The 20464-nt window shown below is 42.8% G+C and carries 21 protein-coding genes; 9 read left to right on the top strand and 12 right to left on the bottom strand.

What is annotated here, in order from left to right; genetic code table 11:
- Positions 1–50: 50 nt before the first annotated feature.
- The 4 genes from AC3RCI_RS07235 to AC3RCI_RS07220 form a co-directional block, all read right to left on the bottom strand.
- Complete coding sequence (locus AC3RCI_RS07235; RefSeq protein WP_127539631.1) at positions 51–512, bottom strand: DinB family protein; 462 nt, start codon at positions 510–512, stop codon at positions 51–53.
- 185 nt (positions 513–697) lie between these two features.
- Complete coding sequence (locus tag AC3RCI_RS07230) at positions 698–1639, bottom strand: YwqG family protein (RefSeq protein ID WP_492528241.1); 942 nt, start codon at positions 1637–1639, stop codon at positions 698–700.
- A gap of 150 nt (positions 1640–1789) precedes the next feature.
- Positions 1790–3079, bottom strand: a complete 1290-nt coding sequence (locus tag AC3RCI_RS07225; protein WP_492528239.1) for an ammonium transporter — start codon at positions 3077–3079, stop codon at positions 1790–1792.
- Entirely contained in the window at positions 3076–3495 is a 420-nt protein-coding gene (locus AC3RCI_RS07220) for a hypothetical protein (RefSeq protein WP_492528237.1), read from the bottom strand. The genes AC3RCI_RS07225 and AC3RCI_RS07220 overlap by 4 nt, the downstream gene beginning before the upstream one ends.
- 197 nt (positions 3496–3692) lie before the next feature.
- Between AC3RCI_RS07220 and AC3RCI_RS07215 the strand changes: the two genes are divergently transcribed.
- A complete protein-coding gene (locus AC3RCI_RS07215; protein WP_492528235.1) occupies positions 3693–4184 on the top strand; it encodes a DinB family protein in 492 nt (163 codons plus the stop codon).
- A gap of 134 nt (positions 4185–4318) precedes the next feature.
- Here the strand turns inward: AC3RCI_RS07215 and AC3RCI_RS07210 are convergent, their stop codons facing one another.
- Together AC3RCI_RS07210 and AC3RCI_RS07205 are read right to left on the bottom strand one after the other, a co-directional pair.
- Positions 4319–4825 (bottom strand): GNAT family N-acetyltransferase, encoded by a 507-nt coding sequence (locus AC3RCI_RS07210; protein ID WP_492528233.1) that lies wholly within the window; start codon positions 4823–4825, stop codon positions 4319–4321.
- Between the two features lie 136 nt (positions 4826–4961).
- A complete protein-coding gene (locus tag AC3RCI_RS07205) occupies positions 4962–5384 on the bottom strand; it encodes an Lrp/AsnC family transcriptional regulator (RefSeq protein ID WP_492528231.1) in 423 nt (140 codons plus the stop codon).
- 167 nt (positions 5385–5551) lie between these two features.
- On the opposite strand from AC3RCI_RS07205, the gene AC3RCI_RS07200 reads away from it, so the two are divergent.
- The gene (locus tag AC3RCI_RS07200) at positions 5552–5758 is read left to right on the top strand and encodes a DUF1272 domain-containing protein (RefSeq protein ID WP_492471697.1); all 207 of its coding nucleotides are present in this window, start codon (positions 5552–5554) and stop codon (positions 5756–5758) included.
- A 58-nt stretch (positions 5759–5816) separates the two neighbouring features.
- On the opposite strand, the gene AC3RCI_RS07195 is transcribed toward AC3RCI_RS07200, so the two are convergent.
- From AC3RCI_RS07195 to AC3RCI_RS07185, 3 genes are all read right to left on the bottom strand, one after another.
- Entirely contained in the window at positions 5817–6743 is a 927-nt protein-coding gene (locus AC3RCI_RS07195; protein WP_492528229.1) for an alpha/beta fold hydrolase, read from the bottom strand.
- A 312-nt stretch (positions 6744–7055) separates the two neighbouring features.
- Entirely contained in the window at positions 7056–8294 is a 1239-nt protein-coding gene (locus AC3RCI_RS07190) for an MFS transporter (RefSeq protein WP_222592008.1), read from the bottom strand.
- 22 nt (positions 8295–8316) lie between these two features.
- Positions 8317–9999 carry a glycoside hydrolase family 43 protein gene (locus AC3RCI_RS07185; protein WP_492528227.1) on the bottom strand — a complete coding sequence of 561 codons (1683 nt, stop codon included), beginning with the start codon at positions 9997–9999 and terminating at the stop codon, positions 8317–8319.
- 267 nt (positions 10000–10266) lie between these two features.
- Here AC3RCI_RS07185 and AC3RCI_RS07180 point away from each other — a divergent pair, with 267 nt between their 5' ends.
- Positions 10267–11166, top strand: a complete 900-nt coding sequence (locus tag AC3RCI_RS07180; RefSeq protein ID WP_492528225.1) for an AraC family transcriptional regulator — start codon at positions 10267–10269, stop codon at positions 11164–11166.
- Between the two features lie 220 nt (positions 11167–11386).
- Positions 11387–11932, top strand: coding sequence for a GNAT family N-acetyltransferase (locus AC3RCI_RS07175; RefSeq protein ID WP_492471693.1), 546 nt, complete (start codon positions 11387–11389; stop codon positions 11930–11932).
- 24 nt (positions 11933–11956) lie between these two features.
- Here AC3RCI_RS07175 and AC3RCI_RS07170 read toward each other — a convergent pair whose 3' ends face one another.
- The 3 genes from AC3RCI_RS07170 to AC3RCI_RS07160 form a co-directional block, all read right to left on the bottom strand.
- Positions 11957–12889: a prenyltransferase/squalene oxidase repeat-containing protein gene (locus AC3RCI_RS07170; protein ID WP_492528223.1), complete on the bottom strand. Its 933-nt coding sequence runs from the start codon at positions 12887–12889 to the stop codon at positions 11957–11959.
- An 83-nt stretch (positions 12890–12972) separates the two neighbouring features.
- Positions 12973–14478, bottom strand: a complete 1506-nt coding sequence (locus AC3RCI_RS07165; RefSeq protein ID WP_492528221.1) for an alpha/beta hydrolase family protein — start codon at positions 14476–14478, stop codon at positions 12973–12975.
- 299 nt (positions 14479–14777) lie between these two features.
- A complete protein-coding gene (locus AC3RCI_RS07160; protein ID WP_154892491.1) occupies positions 14778–15350 on the bottom strand; it encodes a Crp/Fnr family transcriptional regulator in 573 nt (190 codons plus the stop codon).
- A gap of 110 nt (positions 15351–15460) precedes the next feature.
- On the opposite strand from AC3RCI_RS07160, the gene AC3RCI_RS07155 reads away from it, so the two are divergent.
- The 5 genes from AC3RCI_RS07155 to AC3RCI_RS07135 all read left to right on the top strand — a co-directional run bounded on the left by AC3RCI_RS07155 (position 15461) and on the right by AC3RCI_RS07135 (position 20235).
- On the top strand, positions 15461–16423 hold the full coding sequence (locus AC3RCI_RS07155; protein ID WP_492528219.1) for an NAD(P)-dependent alcohol dehydrogenase: 963 nt from the start codon (positions 15461–15463) through the stop codon (positions 16421–16423).
- Positions 16424–16679: 256 nt separating this feature from the next.
- The gene (locus AC3RCI_RS07150) at positions 16680–17027 is read left to right on the top strand and encodes a winged helix-turn-helix transcriptional regulator (protein WP_154892493.1); all 348 of its coding nucleotides are present in this window, start codon (positions 16680–16682) and stop codon (positions 17025–17027) included.
- 161 nt (positions 17028–17188) lie between these two features.
- On the top strand, positions 17189–17530 hold the full coding sequence (locus AC3RCI_RS07145) for an antibiotic biosynthesis monooxygenase (RefSeq protein ID WP_154892494.1): 342 nt from the start codon (positions 17189–17191) through the stop codon (positions 17528–17530).
- 245 nt (positions 17531–17775) lie between these two features.
- Positions 17776–18663 carry an SDR family oxidoreductase gene (locus AC3RCI_RS07140; protein WP_336780997.1) on the top strand — a complete coding sequence of 296 codons (888 nt, stop codon included), beginning with the start codon at positions 17776–17778 and terminating at the stop codon, positions 18661–18663.
- A gap of 375 nt (positions 18664–19038) precedes the next feature.
- A complete protein-coding gene (locus AC3RCI_RS07135; RefSeq protein WP_492528217.1) occupies positions 19039–20235 on the top strand; it encodes an MFS transporter in 1197 nt (398 codons plus the stop codon).
- Positions 20236–20464 lie beyond the last annotated feature (229 nt).

Genomic DNA, 20464 nt, shown 5'->3' with positions numbered 1-20464 from the left:
GTATTGTATTAGAACGATCTGATTTAGGCAGTACCAAAAACCCTATGTATTCAATTAGTCAAACAATACGCCTTGGACTCTCTCCCCGTCAGGGTCAGCATTGTATATAGCTGCCCTCTATGATGATAAACGTGCCCCATAATCTCGAGCAGCCATTCCAGACGACTATAGGACGCCCCCCAATAGGAATCGGTTACCTTCAGCAGTTCCTCCGTGTTAAATTGCCTGTACCGTTGATACAAATACATCTGATTCTCAATAAGAGCCTGCTTGATCTCGCTTAACGTACGGGGTTGATTCTCTTCATAAAACGCAGCCATCTCCTCTTCCGAGGCACCTTCTGATATGTACACGCCTGCACGACAGATCATCGACAAATGCGAGAGCAGCTCACCTACTGGCGGTTTCCCCTCAATCGGAGTCAAAGTCAAATCCTGTTCGGACAGCTCATCACAGATATCAATCAATGATGCGACTGCCACATCAATATGTTTGAATGCAGATTGAATCACCGATATCACTTCCTTTTCATCCCATTATACAGAACGTATGATCGTATTTCAATCAGTATTACACCCCCTATATATATAAACAAGCTACCTAGCAAAACCAACATTCACGAACAAAAAAAGTCCCTCCTCCATCATATAGACGGAAACAGGGACGTTTTGTTGCTTCTATACATTCAATCTGGATTTTAACTTGAGTATAACGAACAATAGGTTCGATCAAATCTTCCGACAAACAGATCAGACTTACGAATGAAAAACTGCAATTCTCCGCAGTCCCACCACTGGAAACCAATGGCGTCATGGGTATCTATCTTAAGAAGCAGTAACGTATCCTCCAGTTCCTGCCGTGTGCGTTCCGGATCTCCGCCATAATGGGCAGTCAGCTTGTTCTCGCATTTCTCTTCATCATACTCGTATTCTTCACCAAGTACGATCTGTAACAGCGCTTGATGCTCTGCATCCGGGTGCTGGCCGTCAGGGTAACCGAACATTCCGCCCCAATTCTGGGTACTCGGATGATTCCAGTCCGATTCGAATTCAAGATACCGCTCATACAGCCCCCCTTCCGGGTCTGCCACTTCATTCTCGCCCGACTGCTGTACGGATAGTGCATTCAGCGCCTGGGCATCAACATAAGCATATGTAGGAAACTCCAAATTAGGCAGTACCGTAACGGCATGTGCAGCAAATTCGGTCTCCAGCGCGGTAACGCCTTCAGGCTCACGCCTAGTCAGGTTATGCGAATCCGGCTCATAGATCACATGATGTTCAATATTGTAGGCGGGCTCATCGACCCCAATAAAAAAGTAGAGCATTCCCCGTTCAGGCAAGCTCACGCGTCCATCATTCGGGGTATATGGAAGCAAGTCCACAAGATTCAGCTGGGCAAGAAAAGTCATCGGCACACCATCCTGTGTCAGCGGCCACTGGATATGCTCAGGGAGATCCGGATTGCCGCCCACACGTGAATTGCCCGTTCGGCGATATTCATCGAGTGTCGATACATCCAGCCGGATTCCCCAGCGACTTGAGGATACCAATAGATCAGCGGCAGTGCCCAATCCGTACTCCTCCAGCGTTTTGCGAGCTTTTCTAGTCAGACGTTCACATTGTTCGGGTTTAATCATTCAGATCCTCTCCTTCAGCCAATACATCTATGGTGAGACATATTCACGTTCACACCTGTATATTCTTCCGGCACGAGTTCTTTCCCTGCTTGTGGTTAAAAAAAGAGACCCGCAAAACCATCCGCAGGTCTCCTTACATATATAACCTTGTTACCGAATCTGCTCGGACGAATCACGCTGTAAAGCCCGAATGTGCTCTTCTCCATCGAGAAACTCATGAGCCTGATGCGCAGCCATCACGCCATGGTAGCTAATATCCAGTCCCAGATCTTCCTCTTCTTCCGTGGAGCGAACAGGTACCATTTTGCCAATGAGCTTCAGACCGAACCAGGTCATGACAAAGCCCCAAATGACAAGCGCCGCGAGTCCCAGTGCCTGAACACCGAGCAGCTTCCAGCCACCGCCCATGAATAACCCGCCGTCTGTGGCGAACAGCCCTACAGCAATCGTCCCCCACATCCCGGATGCCGCATGAACAGGGAAAGCACCAACCGGATCATCGATCCGGCGACGTTCAAGCCAATTGGTTGCTGCCATCATGAGCAGGCCGGATACCGCACCGATAAAGATCGCTGCTGCATCGCCAACAAATGCACAGCCTGCCGTAATCCCCACCAGACCGGCAAGGGATCCATTAATGACGGACGGAGCATCTGAACGTTTGAAGCGGAACAGCGTGTATAACATCGTAACCGCTCCACCCGAGGCAGCGGATAGCATGGTGACAATCGCAATATGGCCGATTCTTACATCCGTGGCGCTCAGTGTGCTCCCGGCGTTGAAACCGAACCAGCCAAACCACAACAGAAATGCACCTACGGAAGCAAGCGGAAGATTGCTGGGAAGAGCAATTGCACTCACGCCATGAGGCGTGTATTTGCCTTTGCGCGGACCAATAATGATCGCTGCGGCCAAGGCCGAGAATCCTCCCAGGGCATGAATGACAGCCGATCCGGCAAAATCCTGCATGCCCAGCTCGCTGAGCCAACCGCCGCCCCATGCCCAGTGACCGCCAACCGGGTATATTATAGCCGTCATTAAAATGATATACAGGAGGTAGGCACGGAAGTTGATCCGTTCTGCTACCGCACCTGATACGATGGAAATAACGGCGATGGTGAACGCGGCTTGGAACAGCCAGAACGTTTCAAGCGATACAGGCACGTCGATATGAGACAGATCGCCATTCAGGAAGAATCCCGTAACTCCAACAAAACCGCCAGCATCAGAGCCGTACATCAATCCGAATCCAACAGCATAAAACAGTAATGTGCCTATCGTAATGTCGGCAAAAACCTTCATGATAATGTTCACACTATTTTTATAACGGACAAACCCGGCCTCCAGAAGGGCAAACCCACCCTCCATCAATAAAATCATGGCCGCACTCAGTACCACCCAGACCGTATCGATCCCGGAGCTTAACGTCTCCAAAGTCATGCTTGTACATCCTCCGTTTCACTAAGCTGTCTGATCTCGCGGATCATATCGGGCGGAAGCTCAATCTCGCCTTTCTCCTTGATGTGAGGGTGCTCGATTTGCTCCATAATCCGATCCAGTTCACGAATATGACGGCGGATCTGTTCCATCTTGCGAAAGCGCTCCTTCACCTGCACCATATATTCCACGGCCTGATGATGGGAGGCAGGACGGCCTGCGAACCACTTCCTTACGGGCGACATGGATTGATAGGCGACTTCCTCCGCACGCTTCTTTTGTTCAAATAGTTCAATTTTATGTTTGAGGGTTCCAATCTCATTTTCTTTTTTGACCTTCAGCTGCTCGATAAGGTACAATAAATCGGACGATGATATTTGCAATGCTGTATGGTGGTACACCTCGTCGATTACTAACATATCATGTCAGGACTCCTTACATATCAAGTTACTTGTTACCGATTATAGTTTGCCGTGGTCTGCTCGTCAATCTTTTTTTGGAGTCCAATTATTTGGATGAGAAGTCGTTCTTCGCAGACGGCTTTATTTTTGTTTGTATAGTTACACATAACAACATTAATTCGGCATGAACCCATGTATAAGGAGAGGAATGCAACATGTTAACTCGCAATGACGATATTCGGCATCAGATCTGGCAGACTGTCTCGGAGCTGGACGAAGAACAATTGAACCGGAAACCTGCACCGGAGCAATGGAGTGTTATGCAGGTACTCCGTCACTTGAACCTAATGGAGCGCATCATTGTGAAGCAAGCTGAGTTTGCTCTGCAGAAGGAACAAAATGTGACCGTCGATAAAAAACCTTACGAACTTTCACTGGACCGCAGCCGTTCCCTTGATGCTCCGCCCCATCTGCAGCCTCCAGCAGAGCCGGAATCTCTTGCTGACGTTCGCCAGGATCTGGAACAATCCCATCAGGCATTGACTGATTTCGCCCAAACCAATGATTCCTCCCTGCTGCGCAGCAAGTCTTTCCCTCATCCTGTATTTGGAGAGATGGACCTTGCCCAGTGGGTTGATTTTGCAAGCTATCATGAAGAACGCCATCTCGGGCAGATCAAGGATATCAAGCAGGCGCTCGGATTTTAAGAGCTCTCCTCATCCAAAATAAACACGTAAAAAACCTCCAATGCACGTCAGCGTGAATTGGAGGTTTTTTTAGTTCGAAGTAGTCATTAATAATTAAAATACTGATCATGGCTCATAGCCTGACAGCAGATCATTTACATTATTTTTTTGCCCAAAATCGCCAGATCCCGTTTCACACCGTCCAGTACAGCCACTTCCGGATAGTAGCCCCATTGCTCAAAGCCATGCTTGCGCAGCAAACCAAGACTTGGTTCATTATGTCCAAAGACAAAGCCCAGAATCGTTGTAATTCCCAGCGCAGGACAAGCAGCAAAAATTGTATTTAACAAACGTCCACCGGCCCCGATTCCCCGGCATTGCTCATCAACGTACACACTCACTTCCACTGTACCGTTGTAGGCTGGCCGCCCGTAAAATGAACTCAGACTGGCCCAGGCCACAACCTGTCCCTCAAGTCTCATCACCCAGAGCGGACGACGGTCCGGTGAATGCTCCTCAAACCAAGGCACGCGCTGCTCAACCGTAACAGGCTCCAGGTCTGCTGTCACCATCCGGCTCTCGATTGTGGAATTATAAATCTCCACAATTCTCGGCAAATCCTCAAGACGCGCATATTCAATCTGCACACGTTCCAGCTTCATGTTTACTCCTCCATCATTCCAGATCGAACTCTAGTATGACGAATATTATAACGGAGAAGGCAAGCAGACGTCATCCCCCAAACATTCCTATGAAAAAGCAAGGGAATAATATCATGAACGGTTCACTCCATTGCATTTAGTTGATTGCTTTACTCTCCACAGGTGAAGAAAGTCTAATCAAGGTCGATGGCTGTCCAAATGCCATGGAAGCATCTATAAAGTTCTCTAAAGATTGAACAGAATCCGTCAAAACCTTGATTAAATAATTGTACGATCCAGCCAGCCGATGACACTCGATCACACTCGTATGATCTTTGCAGAACACTGTGAACTGTTCACACTTTGTATAGTTATAGAGGATAAACGCTGTGATAGGTTTGTCTATTTTGTCCGGATTGATGATTGCTTTATAGCCAGCGATAATCCCTTTCTCTTCAAGCTTCTTAACTCTCTCGTTCACTGCAGGGGTAGATAACCCTACTTTTTTCCCTAGTTCCGTAAAGGAACACCGGGCATTTTCCTGCAAGTGTAATAGTATGTCTCGATCAATCTCATCCATGCTTATAACTCCTCATTAAGAATTTTAAGTGAAACACTATTTTTTCAACTAAAAAGAAAGTCATTCTATAAAATTACCATCAGATCATTATGTAAGGGGAGCAATGGTTTTATTAAAATTAGATTAATAGAACGTTTCAAAAAATAAAAATACAGGAGGTCTTTACCTTGTCTTTAGAAATGAGAAATACATGCCAAACCTGCGAAAGCAGGCTCCATACGGATTCTTTAGCGTATATTTGTACGCATGAATGTACTTTTTGCCATGAGTGTACTGTGAAAATGAAGTATGTGTGCCCTAATTGTAAAGGAGAACTTGTACAAAGGCCAAGAAGTAAATCTTCAATGAGTTGTCCCCTTTCACCTGTTAAATGAACAAAAGCAGTCGATCATGGATCGGCTGCCTTTTTTTAAAATTTCTCGTTGAGCTTCCTTATTCCCTATCCTCAATATCCTTCATGAATTTCAAGACAGCTTCATTCATCTCCTTGGATTGGGTCCAATGAAGGTAATGATGACCTTGCAAAGGGATGATTGTACTCGCAGGATGATCCGTAAGTTGGGTTTGTAAAAAAGTAAATAGCGATTTACCATCCTCCCTCACCCTGTCATCTTCTCTGCTAAAAAACAACACAGGCATATCTGATGGAAAGGACATATGAGCTGTTTTTTTCACATTATCACCCAATTCATTGGTCTCTTGAACGACATTTTCGTTGTAAGCATTCCATGCTGTAATGGCTTTGGTCATTGCTAGATTCTTGTCCGAATAAGTACCCTCACTCGCAAGGGGAAGATAATTACGAGCATCCAGGGAGATGGCGAGTCTAGCCAATCCAGAGGGTGCCATATATCTCATATAACCTGGCATGGATGGAGGAGTTTCATTGAAGTAATCGAGAGCTGCTGGCCACGTTGCGTCTATGCCTACAACCGCCTTAACCTCTTCAGGATATTTATGAGCATAGTACATGCTATAAATTCCGGAAACAGAATGCGGCATTAATACATATGGCCCTGGGATATTCAATTGCTGCAGTGCACTTCTCAGTTCCCCAACAATGTGTTCCACCGTTCTTTTCTCATCGGTCATATCACTCCAGCCATATCCGAACGGCTCTACCACGACAACTTTGTTATGTGTGGACATCTCATTCATTAAAGGCTCAAAATCCAGTACAGGCGAGGCAGTTCCCAGGCCGCTTAATAACACAATGGTGTTTGGTCCGTTCCCTTTTGTGTAGACATGCATCCGTCCATTCTCCACTTGGATATATTTTCCTATTGCCGGGTATCGATCTCTTTCTACCAGCTTCATGATGTGATGAAAGCAAATCCAGATGAGTACAACCGACAACATGAATACAAACATTCTTTTAAAGAGGGTTAGAATCTTACTTTTCTTTTTGACACTCACTTGATACTCGGCTCCCCTCCATATTTTTTTCGTCGTCAAAATGCCTTTTTCATTCCTCCATTTGTTATTGATGCTTTACCTTGGGAACGATCATAACCCTCCAGGTTAAAGGTGAAGTACGGACCCAGTTTAAGTTAAGTTTAAATTTTGGTTTTTTTCATCTTTCTTGATAGAAAAAAAATAAAGAAGACCATACCTGCTGGCATGGTCTCCTTTATTCCGTTAGATTTACTTCGTTTAAAGACGAGTTATAATCTATCTAGTTACCGATTTAATGGAGAGGATTGAAATTCCTCCGATAATTGCTAGAACAAATGACATGATAAAAATGGACGAGAACCCGATCTGAGCAATCATAAAAGCTGCAATCACCGGCGCAATCGCTTGTGTCACGGTATTCCCCAGGTTATAGATTCCCAAAAACAATCCAACTTGTTCCTTATCAGGAATAACTCTTAAATTCAATAGATTATCCAGGGAATTCCATATCCCCATTCCCAGGCCAGCCATAAACCCATAGATAATGATACCCACATCATTTTGCAGGAAGAATAGGCTCAGTGCCCCGATTCCCAGTGCAATGGTCGACAAACCGACCGGTAGTTTCAAAATATTAAACTTATCGGAAATAGGCCCGGCAATAAAACCCATGACTATGCCAAAGATCAACATAATGATATTGATTAATTGCACTGACTGCTGTGTCGCTGAAGTATCTTTGTGCAAGAAATCTGTCATGATGAATAATAAGTATCCTGTTATCGCAAAATTCCCAATCCCTTGAGATATCTTACCGATTAGCGCTAAGTAATAGTCACGGCCAACAGACCATTTTGGAAAAACAGCCAGTACCTCTTTGACTGAAAGCTTGTTCTTCTTTGGCAATGAGGATTTATCCATCTTTTCTTCCAGGTTCGATGGTTCACGTACAATAAACGCTGCAATCAGTGTACCGATGAATGTAATGATGCCGAAGATAATAAACCCTAAACGATATTGACTCAAGAAAACGGCTGCTAAAATCGTAAAACCATTGTTACCAAGCGCCATACCCAGTCCACCATAAGCTGACGAAGCTGTCCCTTTGCCGCTATCCGGCGCCAGATCCAACCAGGCAACCATTGGTGCGACAATGAAGTTTAATGCAATTTGACCAAGCATCCAACTTAGCAATAAAAAAGGAATGGAAGTGGCCGTGGAAGCGAGGATCATGGCTAACATAAATACAAATGCCCCAGAGACGAGCCAAGGCGTCCGCTTTCCGAAACGTGATTTGGTGCGGTCGGAGAAGTATCCGGCTACCATATTTGAAATAGCTGCCACGATCATCCCTAATGCTGAAAACAGTGCTAAAATGTTGATTTTGTTTTCCGCATCCAACTGCTGTATCATTGCTGGCAAAAACAAGCTTGCTGTAGCAATATATGGCCCCAGCCAGGAAGCAGGCCCAATGATTAAACCTGGTACTAAACGTTTAAGCGGTATCGTTGTCATGTGTAATTTCCCCTCTGAAGGCTTAATCATTCTTAACTGAATAGAAGTCAAAATCTGCATATGAGTCATGCTGATGTGCATCAACCGAACCTATGAAGTTAAACAGCCCGGTAAACCCACCTATTTCACCTGGCTGACCGTTAACACCTTCATCAGATAAATACGCAGCATCAATCGTATTTGCTAATACTTCCCATTCTCCATCCGGTTCCAAGCGGTAAAAAATATCTGCAATGCCTGAATTATAGTTCAATTTCAGATCAATCACATTCTCAGGAACCGGGATCGTTTCTTGAAGCAATTCATTACGATTCCCTAACTTTGCTTGCAATACATTTAATACCGTTCCATGAGATAATTCGGAATAGGTTAAGTGAGCGTAGAGCCAGTTATTTGAATCATAGTAGAGTCCCATACCAGCCGTTTCCGAGTAGTGATCAGGGGTAAATTGAACCCTTGTTTGAAATTCATAATGAAATGATGTCGCCCGAGTTGCCATCAATGCCGGATTCACTTGCGAAAAGAAAGAGTTCTCTCCGTATATACGCAAGTATCCGGGACGTTCCATCGTGTTTACCCAACCAGCTTCTTGATTTCGATATGGCGTCATAAACTGCACACCATAGGTTGCATCATCAAAATGATCATGAACGTCATGAGATGCTGGAGACGATAATTGAACTCCCTCCATGCCCTTCACTTCCATTTTGGCCAAGTTGGACCCATCTTCCATTTCAAGCCAACCGTCCTGTGACCACTTCATTTTTTGAATTGACGTTTCCCGTCCCAACGGATTTAGCAGGGTACCTTCAAGAGGTCGAGACATGAGATGAGCAATATACCATTCACCCGTATGGGTTTGTACTAATGAGCCATGACCTGCTTTTTGCATTTTTGAAGTTGGATTGTACATTTCAAAATGTCCTGCATCCGGATCACCAAGTGAAAACAAATGCCTTGGTGAAGAGGTGATGATTGGCTCTTTGGAAGGATGCGGTTCATATGGTCCAAAAATATTTGTTGATCGTCCCATCTCTACACCGTGTGCATAGCCTGTTCCACCTGCTGCAATGATAAGGTAGTAATACCCGTTATGTTTATAAATCTGAGGTGCTTCTGCACAACCCCGGCTGGTAAACCCCTGGGTTACCCGTTGCCAAGTCCCGATAATCTTTCCTTCATCTAAATCAAACTCAGCTATTACAATATGCCCGGGTGCTTGATAGCCTTGACGCGTTTCCCATTCAAGTATGGAAATGTAGTGTCTTCCATCCTCGTCATGAAATATAGCTGGATCAAAACCAATGGATGTAAGATAAAGCGGTTCCGACCATGGCCCATTGATATGATCTGCCCATATTGCGTATGAATCGGCATTAAATTCACGACCTGCCATATTCGTCATGTGGGAATACGCGAGCCAATACTTCTTCGTGGATGCATCATAAGATAAATGGGGTGCCCAGATCCCAGCAGGTGTATACGTCCCCCGTAAATTGACTTCGCCCTCTTTCAATACAAAGTCAATGAGCTCCCAGTTTGCCAGATCTGTTGATTTGAAAATTTGTATCCCTGGATTCCAGTGAAAAGTGGACGTTGCAATATAGTATTCATCATCAACCCGAATAATCGACGGGTCTGGAGCCATTCCAGGTATTACAGGATTATTAATCATTGTCATTTCTCTAATCCCTTTCATAGTCATCTGTTTGGTTCAGCACTATTTTAAGCGCTTTCTATTTTATGGCGAGTCTTACCCTTTTTACTGAGATCGCCAGCAACAAATTGATACCGTTTTCTTTTTTGACTATAATAAACGTACACTCTTGCTGAATATCGATAATAGAAGATATATCAAGGTCAGTTACGAAAGCGTTTCCCTGTTGCTTACTTATATTATAATAACGATTCATGTCGAATTTCGATTGCATCATTAACGTTTAATTTACCCAAATCAAAGGTGGTCACATGGATGGATCATAACATGCAAGCATTTATAGGCAGCACAACAGAACTTCTTCCACGCATTGATTGGAACATTCGCTTTTTTGGTGCCCACAAGCAAACGGTTCCTTCTCCATGGTCCATGACCAAAGAGTTCCATCATGCTTTTGAGATTTTAATTGTATTGGATGGTGCGCAAGAGACCGTTCTTGAAAATGAACAATATATCATTCAACAGGATGAGATTCTCCTTATTCCTCCTGGTTTTGAACATACCAACCATTGTATCTCTCCCGAATCCATGACCTATTTTTGCGCTCATTTTGATATTGATGAACCTGCTCTGCGTATGAAGATCATGAAAAACTGTGATTGGGTCTATACCCCTTCCAGTCCATATCACAATAGGTTAAGGACTTGTCTGCAAAAATGGATAGACATTCTAAATGATAGAGAAATATTGTTCGCTACAGCAAAGTTAAGGGCACAAGTGGTCCTCTTTGAACTATTAGAAATTCTGATGGATATCCAACCAACAACCACAGACGTAAGAACAAATCAATCCATCACGACAGCAAAATATGCGAAGGAAATTGCCGAAGCAATAAAGTGGACCTTCAAAAAAAGGTGCATTGAAACAAACGGTAGTGTAGATTTTACGATTCATATCCAACCGATTATTGCCTCTCTCGGCATCAGCCCCAACTACGGTTTGGAAGTCTTCCAAAAAATATATCAAATGTCGCCGCGAAAATACTTGTCCGATCTAAAACTTCAAGAAGCAAAGATATTACTACAGCAGCCCCAGTTGTCGCTGAATGAAATAGCAAATCGGTTAGGATACAAAAACCTTTCCCACTTTAGCCGGCAATTTAAGAGATGGACTGGAATAAATCCTTCGGAATTTGGGAAAAAGACTAGCATTTAACCGTTTAGCTTGGACTTCCTACATTCTCGTCCAAAACCAAAACTGGAATGTGTTCAAACAATTCCACCTGTTAAAAGAAGCCAACTCGTCATAATGACAGGTTGGCTTCTCTTTTTGAATGGCTCTTTTCGTAAAAATTGTTGCTTATAATGATAACAATGAGTAATTTACTTTTTGTGGTATTATATAAATCAAAACGTCCTAAAAGGAGTGTGTAATATTGGATCGTGAGAGTACAATCATTATTTCCCCATTAAATTATGAACTAATAGAGGATATCAATAAGACAAATGATTCGTTTAACATATATGGTAGAGTTGTCCCCAGTCTACAATCAGGAAGATGGTCTTATACTGAAGAACTTTATGATGAAGCGAGAGAAACTCGTTTTCCAGATGACAACCTGGATTGGAGCCAATATATAAACCGAGAGGAACAAGCTTTGTTTTTAGCTTATATGAATAATACTTGTATAGGACAAATTAGAATCATTAAGGATTGGAATTGCCTCTGTTATATTGAAAATATTGCTACTAAAAAGGATTATAGAGGCAGTGGCGTCGGAAAGCTGCTCTTACATAAAGCAGAAGCGTGGGCCAAACAAAGAAAACTGATCGGAATGTCCTTGGAAGCACAAGATGATAATCTTGGTGCATGCCGATTTTATGTGAAACAAGGATTCATACTAGGTGGAGCTGACACACTGAAGCAGTCATATAACCCTAATATTGAAACCACTTTATACTGGTATAAGTTATTCAAGTAACAGTTGTGTAAATCTGTATAAATATCACTTCATATCAGAAACGTCCTGCCTATCAGCTGTGTTCGACATTTGTTTAATAACTCGATCCAACTGGCTGGTCAGATAAGGTGAAACATCGCCTATTCTGGACAATTCTTCTAGCAAGGGAAAGGTGTCTCCATTCCATGGCCCCTGTGGATCAAAAACTTGTCTGCCAATTCGCATATTGCCTGCTCTTATATAGGGTTTCAATCGTTCCAATCCCTCAACAATCAACTCATCCGGAAGGGCTTTGTTCCTGCGCCTTGACCATTCTACCAAGTAAGACATTCCCCGCAATATATCATATTCAAAAAATCTCGGGAAGCAGGGTTTCAGCCAGTCTGTATTAATGATGTTCCCATCATGTTTAGAACATACAAGACGATGCTCTATTAAATAGCGTGCACCTTCATCGAGAAACACGGCTTCCTGTTCCGTAAAATCGCGGTTTGTATGCCATAAGATAGCCTCCAGAGGCGGAAGGGTAGAAACAATAGAACTTTTATGGGAATGAACATAAGCATCAGGATCACAGTTCAATCCACCATCAGGTAACTGATATTTCAATAGCCATTCGCGAATCCAGGGAAGTTCATGATCCAAATCACAGCCATAAGCTTGGAGAATCATATAGTACACCGCAAGTTCACAATGACAGCAATCCATCTTCATTTTGTCACTTTCGCTTGTTGGATGATCATTGGGGGATACAATGAACTTCTGCCAGACTTGCGTTTCCAGCCAACCTTTCGCCTGGACAATAGCAGATTCGGGGATTTTGCCCACTTCTCCCATTTCGTGAATTGCTGCCATATGCCACCAGGCCCCATTCCATTTATGTCGGCTGTATTCGCTGCTGAACTTTAGGTTCGGGGAAGAATCCAAGAATCTGATCGATTCATCGATAGCTAAACAGATTGATTGATTATTTTCCATCTAACCTCGCTCCTTTTAACAACTGATTTCACGCTTAATTAAGACAGGTTCTCTTGCATTTTCACTCTGCCATCTACCGTAATTTATAACAGAGAGTTTACGAATTTCACCTCTGGAAGGAAGCTGTTCGGTCCTTTCATTAAGGTTCCATTTTGATGTTTTAGATATAAATTGAAGAAATCCAGCATGTAGGCATTGATAGCGAAGTTAGCTCTTTGGGGTGCAATCTTTCCTGTAATGCCCAGCAGGTTGAAAATCGGTGAAATGAACTGTACATCGGTAAAATTCAAGTGTTCCGTATTTTCGATATAAAGGATTTGCCCCCCTTCGTCGGCCGCTAGTCGCATCCGTTCTAGCTCTAACTTTTTGTCTGCCATTACTTGATCCTCCCACTCTCTTGTTGAGCCCATGCGTTTAAGTTCTTCATCCGTGTATACCCGGTTTTCCATCACCATTTTTAATTTTTCGAAATAGCTTTCCGAGTTGATAAACACAAACGGCTTTTGCAGACCCTCTCTGTCACTCATACGATAAAGCCCTCCATCAAGGTCTATTCCGACCGTGATTCGCGGATCGTATGAAGCGTCATAAGCGGTCGCTCCGCCGATGGAATGACCGAACACCCCAATGTGATCGAGATCCAACCTTCCCTTTAGATTACTTGGAATCTGTCCCGATTGGATAAGCTCGAACTGGTCCAGCGTAAAGATTACATCGTTAGTTAACACTTCCCCCAACTTGTCGCGAATACTTCTACTCTCCCTATAATCCTGATCCGGCGAAAATAAGTCGTTGGTTGAGTCGGTTGTGATTCGACCGTCTGGAAACTTGGTTGCAAATGTATTGTAGGTGTGGTCAATCACTGCCACGATATATCCGTGACTCGCGAGATGTTCAGCTTGCGTCGTGTGGAGAAACCTCGAAGAGCCAAAACCGGGACTTGCAAGGATCAATGGGTATGCGTTCTGTTTCGAAGAGACTTTGGCCTCCAAAAAAGAATGATTGGATACATACTGAAGGTGCTGAAACGTAAATCCGGGAAGGCCATAATTCCCTGCCATATAACGCAAAATCTCCGTATCAGGAATAAAGGGAGCGTAATGCTCAGTGCCAGCCTGAGCCGGATACCATACCTGAACCATCAATTCCCTTTTACCTTTCGCGGTTTTCCCAAACGTCTCCTCGCGGCTTGAATCAATAAAATGGAAAGCATGCGTGCCAACTTTCCACTCACCGGTTGGCACCGGAAGGTTGAAGACGGGAAACACGTAGAGGAGGCACCCTGTTGTAATTAGCCCTATCCCGATAAAAAATTTGCCGAGTACCTTTCGGATTCGAGAGACATTCCGAATGACTTTCGGCTTGATGAACATGCCAATAAGCGAAATGATAAACATCAGGATTATGAATCCGTATAGAAAAAAAAGTTGAATCCTGTATCCTTCGACAAGCAAGTGTACCACTAAAAAAGTAAAGCTTGCTCCGCTTGTCCCGAGCAAGGTTGATTTTCGAATACGTTGATTATTGAGGAACAGGAGCACCAACAAGCAAACACTTAAAAAGAAAAGCAGCATTTCTAAAGGCCTCACGCCAACTCCCCCTTAAAAATAATCCTATATGTGGATTAGTCTAAAGGAGCAGCTATGTGACTACCATTGATTTAAATGACAATAGCCTTACACACTTGTAAGAATCTTCAACACATTTCCCAGCTCTGTGATATGCAGCAAAGGAATAGCACTTATCAAACTTTCTCTTCTTAATGAATTAATGAGTGGATTAACGAATAGAGGGAGCTCATTCCTGCATTTATGGCTTCTATTGACTTAAGTCAATGCAAGGAAAAAGCCCCTTGGATACAATAATGATGTTCAAACCCGTAAAAATTTTATAAGATTCTCTTCTTGATTCGACTTAGCGACTCAGGAGTAATGCCGAGATAACTAGCCAGTTGATGCTGTGGTACCCGGTCGATTAGAAAGGGGCGTTTATTTAGAAGTGTCTTGACCCGTTCTTCCGGCGAAGAAGCAATGAAAGAAGCGAATTCATCCTGGACCTGGCCCAAATTCTCCTCCACCATTCTGCGTGTCATGAATTCTAATTGGGGGTGTTTCTTGTACATGTCCATTTCCTTATCCAGATCGCCTACCACCATAACCGAATCTTCTACGCATACGAACGTGTAATCGGAAGACTTGTCTGGTTTATGATGATTAAACATCGCGATGGCTTGCTCTTCGGTAAAGAAATTTGAGGTGACCTCTCTGCCCCCCTCATCAATTGAATACTTTCTTACACAGCCTTTTAAGATGAAATAGCACGCTGTCGGGTTATCTCCTTGATTAAAGAGCACGGTACCTTTGGGGTACTCTTCCACATGGATTTCGTTCACTATGGCTTGCTGATCTTTCTGATCAAGAGAAGTCCATTTTGACAGGTATTTGTACAGGATGTCTTTCATTGTCTCTGGTCTTCACCTCTTTCTCTGTCTTTACTTTCCCTATCCATTTTCTTACGTCAAGAGCATCATGTAAATGTCTATTACCGTAAATTACCGTTAGGAGGGTTACCATGAGAGCTATGGTTCAAATTTCGTACGGTCCACCGGACGTGATTGTATTGCAAGAAATTGCGAAACCATCGCCTAAAAGCAAGGAACTGCTCATACGTATTCAAGCTACCACAGTAGGGCCATCGAACTGCGCGTTCCGCAAAGGTGATCCGTTTATGATTAAACTGTTATACGGGTTGTCCAAGCCAAAATTTGAAATAGGAGGAACTGAATTTGCTGGAGTGATCGAAGCGGTCGGCAAGGAAGTACAGCATTTTAAGCCAGGAGACCGCATTTTGGGAATGAGTGTCAAGGATTTCGGTACTTACGCTGAATATATGTGTATCTCAGAAGATAGCCCTCTTGCACTTATTCCCGCCAATATTACCTTTGAAGAAGCCGTCGGCATTTGTGACGGGGGTACTACTGCGTTAACATTTTTAAGAGATCAGGCAAAATTGCGAAAACGACAGAAAGTGCTGATTAATGGCGCCTCAGGCGCCGTCGGTATTTATGCCGTGCAATTAGCCAAATTTTTTGGTGCTGAGGTAACCGGTGTTTGTTCCAAATTGAACGAAAGTCTGGTAAGGAATGCAGGGGCAGACTTCGTTATAGATTATACCCGGGAGGATTTTACGAAGTCGGATAAGGCTTATGATATTGTTTTTGATGCTGTAGGCAAACGCTCTTTCATGGAATGCAAGCGTGTGCTTACAGCCGCGGGAATGTATCTGACTACCGAACCTCGGTTGTCTACCCTGATTCAGATGATGTGGACATCTTTGTTCAAAGGCAAACGGGCTATCTTCGCCACTGCAGGTCTCATGCAAAACAAAGCGAATTTGAAGTTTCTTATGGAGCTCACTAACAATGGCACTCTGAAGGCTGTAATCGATCGTCGATTTCCTTTGGAGTGTCTGCCTGATGCTCACAAGTACGTAGAGACCGAACGCAAAAAGGGAAACGTGATTATTCAGATCTAAAGAAATCGCGCCATAACTACCAATCATTAAGCAAGAATTCGGGAATCAGTTTGGGAATAAGTTAGACTTATGATTGTGGGTAAGGTATCCTCCCCTCAAATTAAGAAAAGCAGCGGATCACATGGATCAGCTGCTTTCTTTGCATGATTGAGTTATCGTTTTCCGTTAGACAGACAGAATATACGGCAAGATAGGTGGATTGAATCAACATATGTAATATAATAATTAAAAATTAAATGAGGATGGTGTTTCTCAATTGAAAACTTTTTATTGTGATCTGGAAATAACCTTAGATGTCATTGGCGGAAAGTGGAGACCTCTTATTCTGTATTACTTAATAAAAGGTCCTAAACGGACTGGTGAATTGAAAAGGCTCATCCCATCAATCTCTCAGAAAATGTTAGTACAGTCGTTGCGGGAGTTGGAGAGTAATCATTTGATTATAAGAACAATGTTCAATCAGGTACCACCAAAAGTGGAATATGCAATATCCGAAATGGGTATGTCACTTGAACCCACTTTGCGCGCGCTTTGTGATTGGGGTCAGGATTATGCAGAGAAGACATTGAACAAGGATGAATATCGCAGATTAAATGTGGAGTAGAGTAATTTTATAATCAATTTATTCTTTACTTCATCACAATTATCACTATTTGGTTACTATATCACCAAAAAGTACGTACTATTTTAAAAGTGATACATCGTACATAATGAGACTTGTGACCATGAAGAAAATTAAAGAGTTAATAAAAGGAGTGTGTAGTGATGTCAACAAATAACAAGCAAATCATACTCAATATACGTTTTAAAATTAAGCCTGGTAAGAAAGAAGCTTTCCGTGAAAGTCTATTTGCAATGATTAGTAACTTCAAGAGTGAACCTGCCTTTGTCAATGCGATCGTCTCCGATGATCTGGATCATTCTGATGATCTTGTCATCTATGAGATCTGGCAGGGAACAAGAGAAAGTTGGGTTCAACACGAACTTACTAAACCTTATCGTGCTGAGTATGAAGGTGCACTTACCAACCTTATTGATGATAGAATCGTTAGCTGGCTTGAACCAATCGGTGAATGGGGAAGTGCATTGACGAATGTAAGACGATAAGTTTTTTAAAGATTAGGATCATCCCTTGTACAGTAAGTTAATAATTTTTTTTTGATTTTAATGTAACAAAAATAGTTACATTAAAATAATATCATACCCAGTTCACCTTCATTGGAGAACAAAAATGTGAAACAAGGACTTTCAGTCAAGCATATGGTCATAAAACTGGTGAACGATTCGGAAAGTTGTGATTGGTTTCTTGTTATAGATTAAAGCATAAATAAAAGTACAAAGGGGTTATTAATATGGGTAAAATACTGATTACTGGAGCAACAGGTAATCTCGGCAGCAGGACTCTAGAGCTTCTTCTTAAAAAGGTTCCGTCCAATCAGATCGCTGTATTGGTACGTGATCCGGAATCCGAGAAAATCAAAAAGTTTGTTCAAGAAGGTATAGAAGCTCACCAGGGAGACTATTTTGATTATGACTCACTTCTGCGAGCTTTTAATGGTGTTGAAAAAGTTATGCTGATTTCCGCGCAAGCATTTACCGACCGCAATACGCAACATTTCAACGTCATCGCAGCTGCAAAACAGGCTGGTGTCAAACACGTGATTTTCACGTCGATCATGCGAAGAGAAAATTCAAATCTTATTTTGCCCGAAGTATCGATGTCAGACTTATTTGCCGAACAAACACTTAAAGCATCTGGATTAGCCTATACCATACTGCACAATCCACCGTATCTTGAAGTCATGCATTCGTATTTCGGAGATGCGCTTAAAGTCGGCGTACGAGTACCAGCGGGTTCCGGTAAAGTAGCCGCTGCATCTCTGGACGATTTGGCGGCAGCCAACGTAGCCGTCCTCACTCAAAACGGACACGAAAATAAGTCATATACTTTAAGTGGTAGCGAGGGAAGCTCTTTTGCAGACATCGCTGAAGCCCTCTCGGAGATTAGTCAGGTAACTATCCCTTATGAGGTAATTAGCGAAAAGGAATATATAGACACTATGGTAGCGAATGGCATGCCTGTTCTTATGACTGATTTCTTATTAGGTTGGGTGCGTGGAGTCAACACTGGAGAATTCTCGGAGACGTCTGGGGATCTTGAACGTCTGATTGGCCGAAAACCAATGACATATAAGGAATTCTTTAAAATCAAATCTCCGTTTTCTAAAATTGAAGATTGAAAGCTGGAATGTTACTAACTTAATTCTATGAAAAGTTTAGAGAGATTTGCACGAAAGAAATACTATGGGCCACAAGGAGCAAAGCATCATTCATTATCGCCTCGGTGATCCTCACGAGGTTCTTGATGTGATATACGAAGAACTAGCCAACCATATAAATGATTGGCTATTTTCTATTCAGCGTTATTACAACATGCTTCTCCAATTCAGCTGTACTCTGATCAGCTGATCACTTGGTAATATGGTTAGACGCTCAACTAGTCGTTGAATCGTTGAGATATTTTTATAAAATGCGATTTACAAATCCTCCACCTGCGTATTAAGATGTTTACATCGTGTAAAGGTTGACACAATGTAAACAAAGGAGCTCATTTTATGTTATCAAAGTCGGTTCGCTTCCCACTCTTCATTTTAATGTTAAATCTATTTATAGCTTTATTGGGTCAAGGAATGCTTATTCCAATATTGCCTGATTATTTGAAGCTATTCCATGCGGGCGGAACTGTCGCTGGTTTTCTGGTCGCTGCATTTGGGGCAGCTCAATTCTTATTTTCACCTCTGGGAGGGCAATTATCTGATCGATTTGGACGCAAAAAGTTAATCATGGCCGGCATGTTTCTTTCTGTCGTTGCGGATGTCATATTTGCGCTTTCGACTTCATTGCCTCTGCTTTATGTCGCTCGCTTTATTGGTGGAATCAGCTTAGGTTTAATGATTCCATCGAACTTGGCCTATGTGGCCGATATTACAACTCACGAAACGCGAGCTAAGGGTATGGGGTATTTTGGAGCAGCCATGAATTTGGGAATGGTACTTGGACCCGGTCTTGGTGGTCTCATTGCCGAAATGGGCATTCGTATGCCTTATTTCTGTGCAGCTGGTCTTGGATTGGTCGCTACGCTGCTAACACTCCTATTGCCCGAGACACTTGCGCCTGAGAAAAGAACGCGCTCTTTACGCAATCCGGATGGAAATCACTTTGGAAAAAAAGTTTTGAGTTCCTTTAAAGTTCCCTATTTCAAGTACTTACTTCTGCTTCTCGTTATGACCTTCGGTCTCATGAGTTATGAGACGGTATTTGCCCTTTTCGTAGAGAAAAAATACGGGTTTGATGCTGCTACAATCTCTATCATTATTACGCTAGGGGCCATAATCGGTATTATTATTCAAGTTTGGTTGCTTGATTGGTTTGTGAAACGGATGGGTGAGATCAAGTTAATTAGACTATCTTTGATTATCGCGCCTATCGCTTTAATGTTAATGCTGATTAAAGTTAACCTTGCTTTTCTTTTATTCGCTTCTGCATTATTCTTTGCATTTAATTCTTTTTTGCGGCCTTCCGTCAGCACGCTAATATCCAAAAACGCAGGAGATCGACAAGGGTATGCATCAGGTCTGAATACCACATATTCCAGTCTTGGAACCATATTTGGCCCGCTTATTGCAGGTTCTTTATTTGATTCAAACATTAACCTTCCTTATATTTTTGGGGCAGTCATGCTTCTGGCTTCTCTGCCGCTTACCATGAATGTATTCCGCTCCAGGAAAGGAAAGTTATCTACAAGTGAATGAAAATTGGCATCAGCAATAAAAAAATAAACATCGTGATGATCTGATTTCAGCACGTAAAGAGCTTACTTTGAATTATGGACGCTGATGAAGTGCACTGACAAAAAAAGAAAGACCGAATGTTGGCTTGAACATTCAGTCTTTCTTTTTTGTCGTATGAATTGTCTGCTAGATAACTTTTGTACATTTAATCCATTAAGCCCTAAAATTCAACCCACTCAAAAAAGCCGCC

The organism is Paenibacillus sp. MT124 (genome assembly GCF_058792755.1).
This window is presented reverse-complemented; position numbering and strand designations above follow the sequence as displayed.